18 protein-coding genes are annotated in these 17542 nt (G+C 57.5%); 5 read left to right on the forward strand and 13 right to left on the reverse strand.

What is annotated here, in order from left to right; genetic code table 11:
- Window positions 1-177 precede the first annotated feature (177 nt).
- Window positions 178-873, forward strand: coding sequence for a CTP synthase C-terminal region-related (seleno)protein (locus AC6I8E_RS08710; protein ID WP_370421282.1), 696 nt, complete (start codon window positions 178-180; stop codon window positions 871-873).
- Window positions 874-913: 40 nt separating this feature from the next.
- Here AC6I8E_RS08710 and AC6I8E_RS08715 read toward each other — a convergent pair whose 3' ends face one another.
- From AC6I8E_RS08715 to AC6I8E_RS08775, 13 genes are all read right to left on the reverse strand, one after another.
- Window positions 914-2257 carry an enolase C-terminal domain-like protein gene (locus AC6I8E_RS08715; RefSeq protein ID WP_095707255.1) on the reverse strand — a complete coding sequence of 448 codons (1344 nt, stop codon included), beginning with the start codon at window positions 2255-2257 and terminating at the stop codon, window positions 914-916.
- Window positions 2235-3578: an MFS transporter gene (locus AC6I8E_RS08720; RefSeq protein ID WP_095707254.1), complete on the reverse strand. Its 1344-nt coding sequence runs from the start codon at window positions 3576-3578 to the stop codon at window positions 2235-2237. Before AC6I8E_RS08720 ends, AC6I8E_RS08715 begins: the two co-directional genes overlap by 23 nt.
- Before the next feature lie 240 nt (window positions 3579-3818).
- On the reverse strand, window positions 3819-4538 hold the full coding sequence (locus AC6I8E_RS08725; RefSeq protein WP_095707253.1) for an HPP family protein: 720 nt from the start codon (window positions 4536-4538) through the stop codon (window positions 3819-3821).
- 207 nt (window positions 4539-4745) lie between these two features.
- On the reverse strand, window positions 4746-5378 hold the full coding sequence (nth, locus tag AC6I8E_RS08730; protein ID WP_003849001.1) for an endonuclease III: 633 nt from the start codon (window positions 5376-5378) through the stop codon (window positions 4746-4748).
- Complete coding sequence (locus AC6I8E_RS08735; RefSeq protein WP_033782996.1) at window positions 5375-6079, reverse strand: electron transport complex subunit E; 705 nt, start codon at window positions 6077-6079, stop codon at window positions 5375-5377. Before AC6I8E_RS08735 ends, nth begins: the two co-directional genes overlap by 4 nt.
- Window positions 6072-6704 carry an electron transport complex subunit RsxG gene (rsxG, locus tag AC6I8E_RS08740; RefSeq protein WP_013357769.1) on the reverse strand — a complete coding sequence of 211 codons (633 nt, stop codon included), beginning with the start codon at window positions 6702-6704 and terminating at the stop codon, window positions 6072-6074. Before rsxG ends, AC6I8E_RS08735 begins: the two co-directional genes overlap by 8 nt.
- A gap of 3 nt (window positions 6705-6707) precedes the next feature.
- Entirely contained in the window at window positions 6708-7766 is a 1059-nt protein-coding gene (gene rsxD / locus AC6I8E_RS08745; RefSeq protein WP_095707252.1) for an electron transport complex subunit RsxD, read from the reverse strand.
- Entirely contained in the window at window positions 7767-10235 is a 2469-nt protein-coding gene (rsxC, locus tag AC6I8E_RS08750) for an electron transport complex subunit RsxC (protein WP_095707251.1), read from the reverse strand. It abuts the gene before it with no gap.
- Entirely contained in the window at window positions 10228-10806 is a 579-nt protein-coding gene (gene rsxB / locus AC6I8E_RS08755; RefSeq protein ID WP_010245386.1) for an electron transport complex subunit RsxB, read from the reverse strand. The genes rsxC and rsxB overlap by 8 nt, the downstream gene beginning before the upstream one ends.
- On the reverse strand, window positions 10806-11387 hold the full coding sequence (rsxA, locus tag AC6I8E_RS08760; RefSeq protein ID WP_003853423.1) for an electron transport complex subunit RsxA: 582 nt from the start codon (window positions 11385-11387) through the stop codon (window positions 10806-10808). Before rsxA ends, rsxB begins: the two co-directional genes overlap by 1 nt.
- Window positions 11388-11510: 123 nt before the next feature.
- A complete protein-coding gene (locus AC6I8E_RS08765) occupies window positions 11511-11954 on the reverse strand; it encodes a DUF2569 domain-containing protein (RefSeq protein WP_013357773.1) in 444 nt (147 codons plus the stop codon).
- 110 nt (window positions 11955-12064) lie between these two features.
- The gene (gene ydgT / locus AC6I8E_RS08770; RefSeq protein WP_033782999.1) at window positions 12065-12280 is read right to left on the reverse strand and encodes a transcription modulator YdgT; all 216 of its coding nucleotides are present in this window, start codon (window positions 12278-12280) and stop codon (window positions 12065-12067) included.
- A gap of 96 nt (window positions 12281-12376) precedes the next feature.
- On the reverse strand, window positions 12377-12532 hold the full coding sequence (locus AC6I8E_RS08775) for a hypothetical protein (protein ID WP_179291171.1): 156 nt from the start codon (window positions 12530-12532) through the stop codon (window positions 12377-12379).
- A gap of 432 nt (window positions 12533-12964) precedes the next feature.
- Between AC6I8E_RS08775 and ytfQ the strand changes: the two genes are divergently transcribed.
- From ytfQ to yjfF, 4 genes are all read left to right on the forward strand, one after another.
- Window positions 12965-13921: a galactofuranose ABC transporter, galactofuranose-binding protein YtfQ gene (ytfQ, locus tag AC6I8E_RS08780; protein ID WP_013357775.1), complete on the forward strand. Its 957-nt coding sequence runs from the start codon at window positions 12965-12967 to the stop codon at window positions 13919-13921.
- A gap of 76 nt (window positions 13922-13997) precedes the next feature.
- Window positions 13998-15518 (forward strand): sugar ABC transporter ATP-binding protein, encoded by a 1521-nt coding sequence (locus tag AC6I8E_RS08785; RefSeq protein WP_095707249.1) that lies wholly within the window; start codon window positions 13998-14000, stop codon window positions 15516-15518.
- Entirely contained in the window at window positions 15511-16527 is a 1017-nt protein-coding gene (gene ytfT / locus AC6I8E_RS08790) for a galactofuranose ABC transporter, ATP-binding protein YtfT (RefSeq protein WP_013357777.1), read from the forward strand. The genes AC6I8E_RS08785 and ytfT overlap by 8 nt, the downstream gene beginning before the upstream one ends.
- The gene (gene yjfF / locus AC6I8E_RS08795; RefSeq protein WP_033783003.1) at window positions 16524-17510 is read left to right on the forward strand and encodes a galactofuranose ABC transporter, permease protein YjfF; all 987 of its coding nucleotides are present in this window, start codon (window positions 16524-16526) and stop codon (window positions 17508-17510) included. Before ytfT ends, yjfF begins: the two co-directional genes overlap by 4 nt.
- Window positions 17511-17542 lie beyond the last annotated feature (32 nt).

A 17542-nucleotide genomic window follows, 5' to 3' on the forward strand; every position in this document is an offset into this window, starting at 1 on the left:
AGCCTGTCGGCAGCATAAACCGGAAAAAAGTTTCCGTTGAAGAAAATGGGCCGCAGGCTCTGGTGAAGGGGTGAGGATCTCTGTACTGAGCGGCAGCATTATGACGCGGCGTTCAGGATGCTCGACTTGAAATTAACATTCCTGTAACCTCTCAATTTCTCCGAGAAGGATCTATTTATGTCGTCCCCCCTGCGTTTATCTCTGGCTGGTGACTACCGCGCCGATGCGGTTGCCCATCAGGCCATTCCACTTGCTATTGAACGTGCTGCCCGCTGGCTGAACATTACGGTTGAAGCTGAATGGATTGCCAGCGAAAAACTCGCTGAATCCGACCTCAGGCGCAGTGACGCGGTCTGGGTCGTGCCTGGCAGTCCCTACCATAATGATGAGGCCGTTTTTGACACCATTCGCTGGGCGCGGGAAAGCGGAAAACCTTTCCTGGGGTCGTGCGGGGGATTCCAGTATGCGGTCATCGAGTATGCGCGCAATGTACTGGGCTGGCACGATGCGAGTCATGCCGAAACCGACACCGGCGGGCGCATGGTCATAGCTCCGCTGAGCTGCTCGCTGGTGGAGCAGCGCGGCGCGGTCAGGTTCGAACCCGGTTCACGTATTGCTGCGGCCTACGGCACGCTGGACAGCGATGAAGGCTATCACTGTAACTTTGGCGTCAACCCGGAATTCAGTGCGGCGCTGGGCGATAACACCCTACGTATTACTGCCTGGGATGACGCGGGGGACGTACGCGGTGTGGAGCTGCCGGATCATCCTTTCTTTGTTGCCACCCTGTTCCAGTCAGAACGCGCTGCGCTGCAGGAGAAAGATTCTCCGCTGGTGATTGCCTGGATGCAGGCGGCATGGGCACAACGCTAAAAAGTGAGCAGCCTGTGACACTGTCACAGGTTGCTGTTCTTCAGCGCAGCAGCGCCGGGCGTTTGGCGTTAAACGACCAGTTATCAATCAAAAACTGCATGCCCAGCGCATCGTTACGATTTTTATCCGGCAGCGAATTGTAGAGTGCGTGTGCCGCTTCGACCCGTTCCATATTCAGGGTGACGCCCAGCCCTGGCCCCTCTGGCAGTTCCAGATGCCCATCCCGAATCTGCGGCGGATGCTGCGTCAGCTGTTGTCCATCCTGCCAGATCCAGTGCGTATCAAAGGCCGTCAGACGATCGCCGGGTGCAGCCGCCCCCAGATGCGCCACCATCGCCAGAGACACATCAAAGTGGTTGTTTGAATGGCACCCGGTGGTCAGCCCCCACTCCTGACAGAGCTGCGCCACGGTATGTGCATTACGCATCGTCCAGAAGTGCGGATCGGCCAGCGGAATGTCGATAGCATTGAGCTGTAACGCATGCTGCAACTGTCGCCAGTCATTGGCGATCATATTGGTGGCGACCGGAATACCGGTGGCGCGTTTAAACTCGGCCAGCGTTTCCCGGCCGGAGTAGCCCTGTTCCGCGCCACAGGGATCTTCAAGATAAGGAATGCGGCCCGCCAGCTGTTTACCATAATAAATCGCTTCGTCCAGCGACCAGCTGGCGTTGGGGTCGACCGTGACGCGAGCCTGCGGAAAGCGTTGCAGCAGGGCGTTGACCGTCTCTACCTCCACTTCGCCGTGGTGTACGCCGCCCTTGAGTTTGAAGTCGCGGAAGCCATAGCGTTCCGCTGCGGCTTCAGCCAGCCGCACGACGCCTTGCGCATCCATCGCTTTTTCATGGCGCAGTTGCAGCCAGGCATCACCGCCAGACTGGCCTGTCTGATAGTTCATGCTGGTCAGGTTGCGGTCGGCGATATAGAACAGATAGCCGAGCACCGGCACCCGATCGCGCTGCCTGCCGCTGGCAAGTAATTCGGCAACCGGCAGATTCAGATGCTGGCCCATCAAATCAAGCAGCGCCGCTTCAATCGCCGCTGTGGCGTTGTAGAACTTCTCCGGGTTCATCTGCGGAATGTGGATGTCATCGGTATGCGCGGTCTGCTGATGGCGTGCGTCACTGGCAAACAGTGTGGCGATCGTCGCATTCAGCCGCAGCAGTTCGCTGCCCTCAATCTGCGATCGAAAACGTGCCAGCAGCGCCAGCGTTGAAGCGTGACAGGGACTTTCGCCCACGCCGGTACGGCCTGCGGAATCGGTCAGGATCACCAGGATGCGGGTAAAGTAGCAGTTATGCGCGCCACCAATGTTCAGCAGCATGCTGTCATACCCGGCGACCGGCACCACCCGCATTGTTTTAATGACTGGACTGTCTGACATGGTGATTCTCCATAGGATCAAGGGAAGACGGGGATGGCCTGCGGCGCAGCAGCAGCCACAGCCCGGTCAGCAGCGAAACGCTGGTCAGCGCATACAGGCCGCCGGTAGTGGAACCGGTCTTCATCTCCAGATAGCCAAACACCGTCGGTGCGAAGAAGCCGCCAAGATTGCCAACAGAATTCACCAGCGCAATGCCCGGTGCGACAATCGAGGCGGGCAGTTCTCCCTGCGGCATCGGCCAGAAAAAGGTGGCGCTGACTTTTGAGCCGATACAGGCCACGATCATCGCAAGGAAACCAAACCACGGGGAACCCAGCGTAGCCATAAAAGTGCCACAGGCGGCGACCAGCATGGCAACGCCCAGCGCTTTATCGAGTCTGTCACGGTGGCGGTCTGAAAAGCGGCTTAGCAGGTTGATGGCGATAATGGCGCACAGCCATGGCACAGCGGTGAGAATCCCGATGCCAAAACTGCTGAACCCCTGTATGCGCTGAATAATCTGCGGCAGCCAGAACACCAGCGTATAACCCGTCATGGTCATGGTGAAGAAAATTGCGCAGAAGAACAGCAGGCTGCGATTGCGTAACAGTGACATTCTGCCCGGCTCGCGATTAAGCGCGTCACGCTGTGCCTCTTCACTGTTCAGCTGCTGCACCAGTGCCTGTTTCTCTGCATCACTCAGCCAGCGCGCATCAGCAGGACGCGATACCAGCACCCAGGCGGCGAGGATCCCGACCAGCACCGAGGCGCCGCCTTCAAGGAACATCACCCATTTCCAGCCCGCTATCCCCAGAAAGTTGTGCATCATCAGGATGGCACCCGTGATCGGCCCGGAGAAGAGAAAGGCAGCAGCCGTGGCGCTCAGGACCATCGCGGTAGCCCGGCCGCGCCAGGCATTCGGCACCCACTGACGGAAATAGAACAGCACGCCGGGAAAGAAGCCCGCTTCGGCGACGCCGAGTAAGAAACGCAGCAGGTAAAACTGAATGGGTGAGGTGACGAATCCGGTCAGGACCACCACCAATCCCCAGGTAATCATGATGCGTGTCAGCCAGACGCGTGCGCCAAAGCGCTTCATCATCAGATTGCTCGGCACTTCAAACAGCGCATAACCAATGAAAAAGAGGCCCGCACCCAGACCAAAGGCAGCGGCGCTGATCCCGGCATCGGTACGCAGTTCGGCTTTAATAAAGCCAATGTTGGCGCGGTCGATCTGATTAATAATCAGCATCACCACCAGCATCGGGATGATATGGGTGAAGAATTTTTTGATGGCGGAGGCGATCAGCTCATCGTGCTGCGGGGATAAGGCGCTATCCATCATTCTTCCTCATGAGAAACGTAAAGAAGAGCAAAGTGTAGGGCGCTGAAAAGGCGGGCTCTATAGGCATCCGCCCAGGACCGGATGGGCGTCCGGCCTGGGGGGTTGTGTTATCAAGATGTTACCGGAAAGGCGAGGCGAAGCGGCTGAGCAAAACTGTGGCAGCGATCAACTTTGTGTGTGTCATTCGGCCATACGGAGCGTGCCGGCAGAACGGGACGCGTCAGCAGCAGGCAGGCTTCAGCCGCTAAACTGACGGCGCTGGGCAATCTCTTCCGCACGCAGCAGCAGTGCCTGCAAATCATCTTCGTCAATATCCAGCAGTTCGCCGCCCTGTAAAGCCTGATGCAGATCGGCGCGCGTCAGCGGGACCGGCATGGCGACCGGCTGGGGTTTGACTTCTTCAGGGGCCAGCGGATGCGGATAGCGGCGACCGGCCAGATTGTTAAACAGCAGAGCCAGTAGCGCCAGCGTCAGTGAGTTGAGCAGGACTGGCGTCAGGACAAACTGATAACCCAGCTGCTGTACCGATGGCCCGCCCAGAATAGCGGTCAGCGCCACCGCGCCGCCGGGCGGATGCAGACAGCGCAGCTGGAACATCAGCAGGATCGCCACACAGGCCGCGACACCGCAGGCGATGGCCGGATCGGGTATCAGCTGGCTGACGGTAACGCCTGCCAGCGCTGACAGGCTGTTGCCGCCAACGATTGCCCACGGCTGCGCCAGCGGACTGGCAGGCAAACCAAAGAGCAGGACGGCTGATGCGCCAACCGGGGCGACAAACCACAGGTTCAGTTCGCCCAGCATCCAGTGGCTCAGCAGGCTGGTCAGCACCAGGCCAATGCCCGCACCCAGTCCGGCGATCACCACATGCTTGTTACTTACTGCCAGCGGATGCGGCCAGAGGCGCGCCAGAAACAGGCGCAGAGGATGCCTTCCAGCAGAAGGGCTTTTCTTCATTACGTTACTCACCGTGTCATAACATTTTCTTATCGTCAGGGGCGGCGATTTTCCATCATCAACATCAATGTAACAACCCGACAAACTGTGCCGGTATTCCGGCGCGTCAGAAAGCGTGGTGAAAAGGGGGATCGCGCAGAAGACGTCACGCAGCGGGCACAGGCAGACAATAAAAAACCCGCCGCAGCGGGTCAGTCATCAGTGGGATCACTCAACTTTGTCGGGATACTCGCAGAGGTCTTCAATCAGGCAGGAGCCGCAGCGCGGTTTACGCGCCACGCAGGTGTAGCGGCCATGCAGAATCAGCCAGTGGTGACAATCGACCTTGTAGGCAGCCGGAACCACCTTCAGCAGCTTCTGTTCCACCTCTTCCACATTCTTACCCGGCGCAAATTTCGTGCGGTTACTGACGCGAAAAATATGCGTATCAACAGCGATCGTCGGCCAGCCAAAGGCGGTATTGAGCACCACATTAGCGGTTTTACGACCTACACCGGGCAGGGCTTCCAGCGCCGCACGATCTTCCGGCACTTCACCGTTGTGCTGCTCAAGCAGAATGCGGCAGGTCTTAATCACATTTTCCGCTTTGCTGTTAAACAGGCCGATGGTTTTGATGTATTCCTTTACGCCATCCACGCCCAGTGCCAGCATCGCAGCGGGCGTGTTGGCCACCGGATAGAGCTTTGCGGTGGCCTTGTTCACGCTGACATCGGTCGCCTGCGCCGAGAGCAATACCGCAATCAGCAGCTCAAACGGCGAGCTGAAATTCAGCTCGGTGGTCGGATGCGGATTGTTCTGCTGCAGCCGGTGAAGGATTTCGGTGCGTTTGGTCTGATTCACACCGGCTTCCCGACGGCGTTCTGAGGCGCAGCGGTTTCAGCCGCCTGAGCACGCAGCGCTGCACGCTGTTTCATTTTCTGATCGATCAGGTATTTGCACGCCAGCATCATGCCCAGGCCGATAAACGCGCCAGGCGGCAGCATGGCCAGCAGCATCGGTGAGTCGAAATGAACCACTTCGATACGCAGCGATTTCGCCCACGGGCCAAGCAGCTGATCGGCACCGTTAAACAGCGTGCCGCTGCCGATAATTTCGCGCAGCGAACCCAGCACCACCATGGCACAGGTTGCGCCCATGCCGATGGCAAAGCCATCCAGCGCCGAGAGCGGAATGCTGCTTTTAGAGGCGACGGCTTCAGCACGGCCGACCACGATGCAGTTGGTCACGATCAGCGGGATAAAAATCCCCAGTGACTGATAGAGACCGTAGGCATAGGCGTTGATCAGCATCTGCACGCAGCTCACTACCGAGGCGATGATCATCACATAAATCGGGATACGGATTTCCGACGGTACCCAGCGGCGCGAGGCGGAAATAAAACTGTTGGTCAGGGTCAGCACCAGCGTGGTGGCAAGGCCTAAACCCAGCGCGTTAGTGGCGGTCGCGGTGACCGCCAGCAGCGGGCAGAGACCCAGCAGCTGCACCAGTGCCGAGTTGTTCTTCCACAATCCACCAACCAGCAGACTTTTAGCTTCACTCATTTGTGTCTCCACATGCCGGTAACGAAGAGAGTCTCTCCGGAAGCGTTTTCATCAACAGCGCAGTGCGTTTCGTCGCATTGACCACCGCGCGTGGGGTAATGGTGGCGCCGGTAAACTGATCGAAGTCGCCGCCATCTTTTTTAACCGCAAAGGCTTTATCAGACGGACCCTGCACCACTTTGCCATTAAAGCTGTTGATCCAGTCAGAGATGCGCAGTTCGATCTTATCGCCCAGGCCAGGCGTTTCATGATGTTCGATTACGCGCACGCCCAGTACTTTACCCTGGAAATCGGCACCGACCAGCATCTGTATCGCACCAGAATAGCCGTCAGGCGCCGTTGTCTCCAGTGCGGCCGCGACCGGCTTGCCACCTTTACGCGCCAGGAAGAGATGATGCGGCGCACTGTTACCCAGCGCTGCATCCGTGACAACGTAACAATCCTGCTGGATGTTGTTGTCATACAGCTCGACAGGTACCACCTGATCCAGCAGATTTTTCTGCTGTAACTGGGTCTGATGCTCTACCGTCGGTTTGGTGACCGTATTCACCACAGCGGTAGCGGCCGTGGTAATCGCGGCGAAAATCGCCAGCGTGACGCCATTTTTGCGAATCGTCTCCAGCATCGCTTAATCCTTCTGATGGCCGTAAACGCGCGGCTGGGTGTAGTAATCGATGAGCGGCACGCAGATGTTGGCAAGCAGCACAGCAAACGCCACGCCGTCAGGATAGCCGCCAAAGCTGCGGATCAGCCAGACCAGCAGGCCGATCAGCGCGCCGTAGACCAGACGACCACGATTGGTGGTCGAGGCGGTTACCGGGTCGGTAGCGATAAAGAACGCCCCCAGCATGGTGGCACCGGAGAAAAGATGAATCAGCGGGCTGTTGAGCGATTCCGGTGAGAAGAACCAGCCCAGCGTGGCGCAGAACGCCAGTGACAGCAGCATAGCGGCCGGGATATGCCAGCGAATCGCACTCTTCCACAGCAGGAACAGGCCGCCCGCCAGATAACCGACGTTCACCCACTGCCAGCCGAGCCCGGCCAGCACGCCGCTGTAAATCGGCTGCGCCAGCAGATGTTCGGCACTGTGACCGGCACGTAAGCCGGTTTTAAAGGTATCCAGCGGCGTCGCCTGGCTGATGCCATCCACACCCATCTGCAACTGCTGCATGGTGTCACCCGCCAGCGTGTGGCCCCGGAACACCATGCTCAGACTGTCCATCAGGCCGGGTTTAATCGCCTGTAACGTGTCAGGCGGCAGCCAGCTGGTCATCTGCACCGGGAAGGAGATCAGCAGCACTACATAGCCAACCATCGCCGGGTTAAACGGGTTCTGGCCGAGTCCGCCATAGAGCTGTTTAGCAATGACCACCGCAAACAGGGTACCAATCACCACCAGCCACCAGGGGGCCAGCGGCGGCAGGCTGATACCGATCAGGATGGCGGTCAGCAATGCCGAATTATCCGCCAGCGTGCTGGCAACCGGTGCTTTACGCAGACGCAGGATCGCCGCCTCGGTCAGCCAGGCGGTAAGGGTCGCCAGTAAGACCTGTAAAACGGTGCCGTAGCCAAAGAAATAACACTGTGTAGCAAAACCTGGCACCGCCGCCAGCACCACCAGCAGCATGATGTTGCCGGTACTGCGGCGGTTATGGGTATAAGGAGAACTTGCGATACGAAAAGCCATTTAATCCTCAAGCGTCGTAGACGACTGCGCTTTACGCGCTTTGGCACGGGCGATGGCGGCAGCAATAGCGGCCTTGCGCGCATCATCGGGTTGATTCAGTTCAGGTGCCTGTTCGGGTTCAGCATTGGCGTTATTTGCCTGCTCCTGCGCCTGTTCCGCTTTCTCTACCGCAAAATGCGCGGCGGTGGCGAGCGCTGCGGCGTCACGGGAAGCGGCATCGGCGTCACTTTCAGCCTGTGCCGCTTTCTTCGCTTTGGCACGGGCGATAGCGGCCTGAACCGCGGCTTTGCGTGGGTCGGTTTCCACGGCGGCGTCCGGTGCAGCTTCAGCCGCAGCGCCCGTCGCGGCGTCAGTCACGCTCTGCGACGCTGTCGTACCAGCGCCTTCAGCCTGTGCCGCTTTCTTCGCTTTGGCACGGGCGATAGCGGCCTGAACCGCGGCTTTACGTGGGTCGGTTTCCACTGCGGCGTCCGGTGCAGCTTCAGCCGCAGCGTCCGGCGCGGCGTCAGTCACGCTCTGCGACGCTGTCGTATCAGCGCCTTCAGCCTGTGCCGCTTTCTTCGCTTTGGCACGGGCGATAGCGGCCTGAACCGCGGCTTTACGCGGGTCGGTTTCAGCAGTGGTGCCTGGTGCGGCTTCTGAAACACTCTCCGATGCAGCCGGAGCCGTCGCATCAGCGCCTTCAGACTGTGCTGCTTTCTTCGCTTTGGCGCGCGCTACAGCGGCCTCGACGGCGGCTTTACGCGGATCGACACTGGCGTCAGCAGCCGTATCAGCCGGTGAGACTTTCTTCGCTTTTGCCCTGGCAATCGCGGCTTCAACCGCCGCTTTACGCGGATCGACTGACTGACGCGTTACCGGCTGGGTTTCAGCCTGCGCCTCAGCCTGACGCAGACGCGCCTGCGCATGGCGGGCTTCACGCTGCGCTTCAAGCGTCGCTTCATCCGGTTCAGCGGACTGACGGGCTTTCACCCGCGCTTTAGCTGCTGCCAGCTCACTGGTATCGGTGCGGGCAACTCGCTGTTTTGCCTCTTCATGACGCGCTTCACGGGCCTGTTTTTCACGCTCCAGGCGCGCCTGACGCGCTTCGAAGCGGGCTTTAGCTTCCAGCGTGCGTTTCGCTTCCAGATCGATGGCGCGCAGTTCCGCTTTTTCCTGACGGTAATATTGCACCAGCGGAATATTACTCGGGCAGACATAGGCGCAGGCACCGCATTCGATGCAGTCATCGATATGGTGGGCACGCGCTTTATCGTGATCGCCGCCCTGGCTGTACCAGTAAAGCTGCTGCGGCAGTAGTTTGGCCGGACAGGCATCGGCACAGGCGGAACAGCGAATGCAGGACTGCTCTTCATCATTGTTGCCCATCTCACTGGCAGAGGGCGCAAGAATACAGTTGGTGATCTTCACCACCGGCACATCCAGCGATGGCAGGGTAAAGCCCATCAGCGGACCGCCCATGATTACCATCTGACGCGGCGCAGGCGTAAATCCGACCTGATGCAGCAGATGGCTGATTGGCGTGCCAAGACGACTCCAGATGTTACGCGGCTGGGCAATCGCCTCGCCGGTCAGTGTCACCACGCGTTCGGTGATCGGTTCACCGTTGATGATGGCCCGCTTGACCGCCCAGGCGGTACCGACGTTCTGCATCAGCACGCCGATATCGGTTGAGCGTCCGCCGTGCGGCACTTCCATGCCGGTCAGAATGCGGGTCAGCTGCTTGGCACCGCCAGAAGGATATTTGGTCGGGATCACCCGGATTTGCAGATCGCGCTCGCTACCCAGCGCCTGTTTTAGCGCGGCGATCGCTTCAGGTTTATTATCTTCAATGCCAATCAACACCCGCTCAGCCTGTAACACCCAGGCGAGAATGCGGCTGCCTTCCAGCACTTCGGCGGCGTAGTCCTGCATCAGGCGATCGTCAGCGGTGATGTAAGGTTCACACTCTGCCGCATTGATAATCAGGGTTTTAACCCCGCGCAGGCCGCCTTTCAGTTTGGTGGCGGTCGGGAATCCCGCGCCGCCCAGACCCGCAATGCCCGCATCGTGAATTCGCTGCACGATGTCGGCGCGCGGATGCTGACGGTAGTCTGGCAGCGGATCGAGCTGCATCCAGCGGTCTTCACCATCCGGCGTCAGGAAGATGCAAAGTTCGGACAGGCCCGACGGGTGCGCGGTCATATGCTGACCGATATCCTCAATCACGCCAGAGGTGGGCGCATGGACCGGCAGCATGCGGCCAGTACCAAACGTCAGGGGCTGACCGCGCAGCACTTTCTCGCCGGGCACAACGCAGATCTCCCCTTCATGGCCGATATGCTGTTTCAGCGGGATAATAAAACGGTGCGGCAGCGGCAGTTCGCTGAGCGGCGTGCCGTTGGACTGGGTTTTCATTTCAGGCGGATGGATACCGCCCTGAAAATCCCAGACTTTCTCTTTTTTCAGGAAGTTAAACAGATTAAGCATGAGTTTCTACCGGGATCACCCGTACAGGAATGGTATTCAAATCCCACTTCCAGTTAGCTGGCGTGGTGGCGACCGGACGCATTTCAATACAGTCAGTCGGGCAGGGTGCGACACAGAGATCGCAGCCGGTGCAGACATCGCTCAGCACGGTGTGCATGGCGCGGGTTGCGCCGACAATTGCATCCACCGGACAGGCCTGAATACATTTGGTGCAGCCAATGCAGTTGGCTTCATCGATAAACGCCACGGTGCGCACCGGCTCTTTCGCCGTTTCATCGCCATCAATCGGCTGCGGTTCAACGTTCAGCAGCGCAGCCAGCTTGAGCATGGTCTGTTCACCGCCCGGCGCGCATTTATTGATTGCTTCACCGTTGTTGCCGACCGCATCAGCATAGGGACGGCAGCCAGGGTAGCCGCACTGGCCACACTGGCTCTGCGGCAGAATGGCATCAATCTGCTCAACGATAGGATCTTCTTCCACCTCAAAGCGGCGCGAGGCGTAACCCAGCAGGGCGCCGAACACCAGGCTCAGGGCACTTAATACGGCAACAGCAATCCAGATCGCGGTCATCAGAATTTCACCAGACCGCTGAAGCCCATGAATGCCAGCGCCATCAGGCCCGCGGTAATCAGGGCAATGGAGTTGCCTTTAAACGGGGCAGGCACATTGGCCAGCACCAGACGCTCACGCATCCCGGCGAACAGCACCATCACCAGCGAGAAGCCGATAGAGGCACTGAAACCATACAGCGCGGCCTGCATAAAGGTGTGGTTGAGGTTAACGCTCAGCAGAGGCACGCCCAGCACCGCACAGTTGGTGGTGATCAGCGGCAGGAAGATACCCAGTAAACGATAGAGCGACGGACTGGTTTTACGCACCACCATTTCGGTGAACTGTACGACAACAGCGATCACCAGGATATAGGCCATTGTGCGCAGATAGACCAGATCCAGCGGCAGCAGGATCAGATGGTTGACCAGCCACGCGCAGATAGAAGCCAGCGTAATCACGAATGTTGTAGCGAGGCCCATGCCAATCGCCGTTTCCAGTTTTTTGGAAACGCCCATAAATGGACAGAGGCCGAGAAACTTCACTAATACGAAGTTATTCACCAGCACGGTGCCAACAAAGAGAAGCAGATAATCGGTCATTTTTTCGCCTGGGAGCCGGAAAGCGGCTTATTATCATTGATAGCGCGGCGTATCTCAACACCCGCGCCTCCCGCAAGGCGGCAGACCGCACTCAGAATTAAATTCCTGACATAACTCACAGCGTTACGGCGCGATAAAGGTGGTTTTTACCCGCTTTGAGCGTTTGAAATAGGGCGCAAATATCGCCGCCGCGAGCAGTGACAGCAGTAACGTCTGGAGAGCACGGCTATCGGCAACCGGCGTAAAGGCAAAGGTTTTCAGCGCCAGCAGCACGGTTATCAGCAGCCAGAGCAGATAGTGGCGCGGCAAACGGCGGGAACGCTTAAAGAAAAGCCAGCTGATCCAGAGGCTGTAGGCCCAGACCGCCACGGCGGTAAGCAGCGAAATGGCCCAGTAAGAGAGCAGGGTGCTGCCGTGTGAAAACAGCGCCACACGCCATTCCGGATTAAAGAGGGGGGTCAGATACATCGCCAGCACCAGAACGGTGGTTAACAGGGTCATTATCAGCCAGGCCAGTGGCAGCAAAAGCCAGCCACCAATACGTGGCGCAGCAACCTGTTCATTCATCGTGGTTATTCCTGTCTCGGGGAGTCGAAGCGCAGCAGAATAACATGTCCAGAGGGGCACGCCCATCCGGACAAGGTCAGAGGTAAAGAGAGCGATTAATCAGCCGGAAATCAGACCACGTAGCGCCACACCGTTTTAGGGACACAGCCAAGATCATATAACCGTCCGCCAGAAACCAGTTCGGCGCGACGATGATCGGCAGCCCGATACATATTGATGATTTCCATATCATTTGTAAGGGAGTAGTTAAGGTGATCGAAAAGCTTTTCCAGACTGTCTGAATTATTTACTTTGCGGAATTTAAGCAGGTAATCGTGCGCAGTCATCATTGCCATAACAGATAGAAGTACAAAGGAGTGCTCAGTATAGGGGGCAAGCCAGGGCTGTCCAGATCGGGCCGGTTAAAAAAAGCGAAAATCAGACTAAAGCACCTTATTAGCCACTAAAAGTCCAAATCTGCTATTTTTATTGCTGTCTGTGCCAGCCTGCCCGCGCGATGCTTTTAAACAGCGTATCAGCTTACAAATATCCATGCCGGAATACAGCGTTAAACGCGCATCTTGAATATCATTTTTCATCCCTTCATGCCAGCCGCTGCGTCAATGCCTCCTTTCTGACATTTTCAGGGCAGAAAAATTAATCCTTTTGAAACCACACGCATAGAAACGTTTCGCGCCCAGTCTGCACGCGTGAACGACTGTGCGGGCAATCACAAAACCCATTTTTTGTTCATCGCAGACCGGATAACCCATTTTGTACGCCTGTCTGTAATCGTTTCCAGTGACGTTAAGCATAAGCGATTCTGTTTATTACAATTATTTAACGAGCGTTGTTTTATTACTCAGCCATTTTATCCATAACACTGTGACCAGCGAACCCGTCCGGCTGCACGTAACTCCTTTAAATTGCTCTGTTTTGTGAAGTGTGTCGCCATTATGCACGCTTTTTTAGTCCAGTCTAAGCAGGCTCTCTACCCTAAACAGCAAACGCCTTTCAGAGGATTAAAAACTATGTGGAAACGTTTACTTCTGACCACGCTGGTCAGCGCCGCATTAACCGGCCCGGTGCTCGCTGCAGATATGACGGTCGGCTTCTCGCAGGTCGGTTCGGAATCTGGCTGGCGTTCGGCTGAGACCAGCGTGGCGAAAAGCGAAGCCAAAAAACGCGGAATCACCCTGAAAATCGCCGACGGGCAGCAGAAACAAGAGAATCAGATCAAGGCAGTACGTTCTTTTATTGCCCAGGGCGTTGATGCCATTTTCATCGCGCCAGTCGTACAGACCGGCTGGGAGCCGGTGCTGGAAGAAGCCAAAGACGCCAAAATCCCGGTTTACCTGCTGGACCGCGCTATCGTGGTGAAAGACAAATCGCTCTATCAGGCCGTGGTGACGGCGGACAACGTTCTGGAAGGCAAACTGATTGGCGACTGGCTGGTGAAAACCGTGGGCGACAAGCAGTGTAACGTGGTGGAACTGCAGGGCACCGTCGGGGCCAGCGTGGCAATTGATCGTAAGAAAGGCTTTGCTGAAGCGATCAGCAACCATCCAAACATTAAAGTGATCCGCTCGCAGTCCGGTGACTTTACCCGCAGCAAGGGTAAAGAGGTGATGGAGAGCTTTATCAAGGCTGAGAACAACGGCAAAAACATCTGCATGGTTTACGCGCATAACGATGATATGGCGATCGGTGCCATTCAGGCGATTAAAGAAGCGGGCCTGAAACCGGGCAAAGACATACTGACCGGCTCAATTGATGGTGTGCCGGATATCTACAAAGCGATGCTGGCAGGTGAAGCCAACGCCAACGTGGAGCTGACGCCGAACATGGCTGGCCCGGCGTTTGATGCCCTGGAGAAATTCAAAAAAGATGGCACGCTGCCGCCTAAAGTCATCAAGACCGAGTCAAAGCTGTTCCTGCCTGCTGACGCGCAGACGGAGCTGGATAAGAAAAAGGGTATGGGTTACTGATCCGCAGACCTGCCCCAGACCAGCCGCAGACCGCCCCCCGGGGCGGTTTTTCATGACGTAAGGCGGAGTGAGCAAAATGACGACGCAAAATGAAACACCGCTGTTATCCATCAGCGGCGTCAGCAAAGGGTTTCCCGGCGTTAAAGCGCTGAGCAATGTTTCCTTTGAAATCCGCAAAGGGGAGATTATGGCGCTGCTGGGGGAAAACGGTGCTGGCAAATCGACTCTGATTAAGGTGCTGACCGGCGTCTACAGCCGTGATGCCGGCACGATTACCCTGAATGGTGAGCCGATTACCCCGCATAACACCGCGCAGGCGCAGGAGATGGGCATCGGGACCGTTTATCAGGAAGTGAATATGCTGCCGAACATGTCGGTGGCAGATAACCTCTATATTGGTCGTGAGCCGCGTCGCTTTGGCATGATCGACCGTCGCCGCATGGTGCGTGATGCCGATGCGCTGATGCGAAACTACGGTTTTTCCCTCGACGTGACACGTCCGCTGGGTCACTACTCGGTGGCGATGCAGCAGATTGTTGCCATCTGCCGCGCGGTGGATCTTTCGGCCCAGGTGCTGATCCTCGATGAGCCGACAGCCAGCCTGGATGCCAGCGAAGTCGAAATGCTGTTTACCCTGATGGCGCAGCTTAAAGCCAAAGGGATGAGCCTGATTTTTGTGACCCACTTTCTCGACCAGGTGTACCGCATTACTGACCGGATTACCGTGCTGCGTAACGGGCAGTTTATCGCGACTCGCGATACCGCCACGCTGCCGCAGATTGAACTGATTAAGCTGATGCTGGGTCGTGAACTGCTGGAGACTGCATTACAGCGTCAGGGCAGCACGCTGCGCAGTAATCAGCCGGTGGTGTCGTTTGAAGATTACGGCAGGAAGGGCACTATCGAACCCTTTAACCTGGCGGTGCGTCCCGGTGAAGTCGTCGGCCTGGCCGGTCTGCTGGGTTCAGGCCGTACAGAGACCGCTGAGGTGTTGTTTGGTATTCGTCGGGCCGATCGCGGGACTGCAAAGATCAAAGGGAAAGTGCAGAAGATTACTAATCCCGCGAGAGCCTCGCAGCTCGGCATGGGGTTTTGCCCGGAAGATCGTAAGACAGACGGGATTATCGGCGCGGCCTCCGTTCGCGAAAATATTATTCTGGCCTTGCAGGCGCAGCGCGGCTGGTTACGGCCGATTAAAAAGCGCGAGCAGCAGGCGATTGCCGATCGTTTTATTAAGAGCCTGGGTATTCGCACGCCGCACGCCGAGCAGCCGGTGGAGCTGTTATCGGGCGGCAACCAGCAGAAGGTGCTGCTGTCACGCTGGCTGGTGACTAAACCGCAGTTTTTAATCCTCGACGAACCGACGCGCGGCATTGATGTAGGCGCACACGCCGAGATTATCCGTTTAATTGAATCCCTGTGCGCCGATGGTCTGGCGCTGCTGGTGATCTCCTCTGAACTCGAAGAGCTGGTCGGTTATGCCGATCGGGTGTTGATCATGCGCGATCTGAAGCAGGTGGCAGAAATTCCGCTGGAGCAGCTTTCGGTGGCGTCGATCGTCAATGCTATCGCGGACGGAGGGGCTAAACATGCCTGATTCCTCTATGACAACTGAAAAAATGCCACGTCGTAAGCTGAAGTTCCCGCCAGGGATGCCGCAAATCGCCGCGCTGCTGCTGGTGCTGCTGATCGACAGTCTGGTAGCCAGTAACTTTTTTGCCGTGCACCTGCAGGATGGGCGTCTGTTCGGTAGCCCGATCGATATTCTTAACCGTGCGTCCCCGGTTGCCCTGCTGGCGATTGGCATGACGCTGGTGATCGCTACCGGCGGCATCGATCTTTCCGTGGGCGCAGTGATGGCGATAGCGGGCGCGACTGCCGCCACACTGACTGTCGCCGGACACGGTGTGCCGTTTATTATTCTCTGCACGCTGGGAACCGGTTTAGCCTGTGGTTTGTGGAATGGGGTGCTGGTGGCGCTGCTGCGTATTCAGCCGTTTGTTGCCACGCTGATTCTGATGGTCGCCGGGCGTGGTATCGCTCAGCTGATTACGCAGGGGCAGATTGTGACGTTCGACAGTGACAGCCTTGGCTGGTTTGGTAACGGCTCGCTGTGGATGTTGCCGGTGCCGGTCTGGATCACGCTGGTGGTGGCGCTGGCGGTCTGGCTTCTGACGCGCAAGACCGCGCTGGGTCTGTTTATCGAAGCGGTGGGGATTAACCTGCGCGCGGCCCGCAACGCGGGCGTGACCGGCTGGCTGGTGGTGATGTCGACTTATGCGATCAGTGGCGTCTGTGCCGCTGTGGCCGGGCTGATTGTCGCGGCGGATATTCGCGGCGCGGATGCCAATAATGCCGGTTTATGGCTGGAGCTGGATGCGATTCTCGCCGTGGTGATTGGTGGTGCATCGCTGATGGGTGGCCGCTTTAATCTGGTGTTGTCGCTGATTGGCGCGCTGATTATTCAGTCGATGAATACCGGGATTCTGCTTTCCGGCTTCCCGCCGGAGCTGAATCAGGTGGTGAAAGCGGTGGTGGTGATGTGTGTGCTGTTGCTGCAGTCACCGCGGTTTATTGCGATGTTGAAACGGAGACGCCCGACATGATTAAACGTCATCTTCCGCTGATGATCACGCTGCTGGTGTTTGTGGCAGGTTACCTGTTTTGTCTGAGTCAGTTTCCGGGCTTTGCCTCAACCCGGGTGATCTGCAATATCCTGACCGATAACGCCTTCCTCGGCATTATCGCCGTCGGCATGACCTTTGTAATTTTGTCGGGTGGTATCGATTTGTCGGTCGGCGCGGTGATCGCCTTTACCGGCGTGTTTCTGGCGCGGGCGATTGGCGATTTCCATGTCGATCCGTTGCTGGCGTTTGCGCTGATTCTGTCACTGGGTGCGCTGTTCGGCGCCATGATGGGCTGGCTGATCGATGCGCTGAAGATCCCGGCCTTTATCATTACGCTGGCGGGGATGTTTTTCCTGCGCGGCTGTTCTTATCTGGTGTCCGAGAATTCGATTCCCATCGATCATCCGTTCTACACCCTGCTGTCCAGTCTGGCGTGGAAAGTGCCGGGCGGAGGGCGTCTCAGTCTGCTGGCGGTGATTATGCTGGTGGTGGTGTTAGGCGGGATTATTCTGGCGCACCGTACGCGGTTTGGTAACCGGGTTTACGCCATCGGCGGCAATATGACGTCGGCTCAGCTGATGGGCGTTTCAACCCGTGCGACTACCATCAAGATTTATATGCTTTCCACCACGCTGGCGACGCTGGCTGGCATCGTGTTCTCGATCTATACCTCGGCAGGATATGCGCTGGCCGGGCTGGGTGTGGAGCTGGATGCGATTGCGTCGGTGGTGATTGGTGGCACGTTACTGTCGGGTGGTGTTGGGACGGTGCTGGGCACGCTGTTTGGTGTGCTGATTCAGGGGCTGATTCAGACCTGGATTAATTTTGACGGCACGCTGAGTTCGTGGTGGACCAAGATCGCCATCGGGATTCTGCTGTTTGCGTTTATCGCGCTGCAGCGGTTGCTGACGGTAATCTGGGATCGTCAGCAGAACGCACCGGTTAAACGAATCCCTGGCTGAATAAATGGCTGAATGGCGGCTCTCAGGAGCCG

The organism is Pantoea sp. X-Soil-YNGN-785 (assembly GCF_059730585.1).

What these genes read in the sequence shown, in the direction of transcription:
- AC6I8E_RS08735 (WP_033782996.1), bottom strand. Translation starts at nt 6,079, where the DNA reads ATGAGTGAAGCTAAAAGTCTGCTGGTTGGTGGATTGTGGAAGAACAAC.
- AC6I8E_RS08765 (WP_013357773.1), bottom strand. Translation starts at nt 11,954, where the DNA reads ATGAATGAACAGGTTGCTGCGCCACGTATTGGTGGCTGGCTTTTGCTG.
- rsxA (WP_003853423.1), bottom strand. Translation starts at nt 11,387, where the DNA reads ATGACCGATTATCTGCTTCTCTTTGTTGGCACCGTGCTGGTGAATAAC.
- rsxG (WP_013357769.1), bottom strand. Translation starts at nt 6,704, where the DNA reads ATGCTGGAGACGATTCGCAAAAATGGCGTCACGCTGGCGATTTTCGCC.
- ytfT (WP_013357777.1), top strand. Translation starts at nt 15,511, where the DNA reads ATGCCTGATTCCTCTATGACAACTGAAAAAATGCCACGTCGTAAGCTG.
- rsxD (WP_095707252.1), bottom strand. Translation starts at nt 7,766, where the DNA reads ATGGCTTTTCGTATCGCAAGTTCTCCTTATACCCATAACCGCCGCAGT.
- ydgT (WP_033782999.1), bottom strand. Translation starts at nt 12,280, where the DNA reads ATGACTGCGCACGATTACCTGCTTAAATTCCGCAAAGTAAATAATTCA.
- yjfF (WP_033783003.1), top strand. Translation starts at nt 16,524, where the DNA reads ATGATTAAACGTCATCTTCCGCTGATGATCACGCTGCTGGTGTTTGTG.
- rsxB (WP_010245386.1), bottom strand. Translation starts at nt 10,806, where the DNA reads ATGACCGCGATCTGGATTGCTGTTGCCGTATTAAGTGCCCTGAGCCTG.
- AC6I8E_RS08720 (WP_095707254.1), bottom strand. Translation starts at nt 3,578, where the DNA reads ATGGATAGCGCCTTATCCCCGCAGCACGATGAGCTGATCGCCTCCGCC.
- AC6I8E_RS08710 (WP_370421282.1), top strand. Translation starts at nt 178, where the DNA reads ATGTCGTCCCCCCTGCGTTTATCTCTGGCTGGTGACTACCGCGCCGAT.
- AC6I8E_RS08775 (WP_179291171.1), bottom strand. Translation starts at nt 12,532, where the DNA reads ATGAAAAATGATATTCAAGATGCGCGTTTAACGCTGTATTCCGGCATG.
- AC6I8E_RS08725 (WP_095707253.1), bottom strand. Translation starts at nt 4,538, where the DNA reads ATGAAGAAAAGCCCTTCTGCTGGAAGGCATCCTCTGCGCCTGTTTCTG.
- AC6I8E_RS08785 (WP_095707249.1), top strand. Translation starts at nt 13,998, where the DNA reads ATGACGACGCAAAATGAAACACCGCTGTTATCCATCAGCGGCGTCAGC.
- AC6I8E_RS08715 (WP_095707255.1), bottom strand. Translation starts at nt 2,257, where the DNA reads ATGTCAGACAGTCCAGTCATTAAAACAATGCGGGTGGTGCCGGTCGCC.
- rsxC (WP_095707251.1), bottom strand. Translation starts at nt 10,235, where the DNA reads ATGCTTAATCTGTTTAACTTCCTGAAAAAAGAGAAAGTCTGGGATTTT.
- ytfQ (WP_013357775.1), top strand. Translation starts at nt 12,965, where the DNA reads ATGTGGAAACGTTTACTTCTGACCACGCTGGTCAGCGCCGCATTAACC.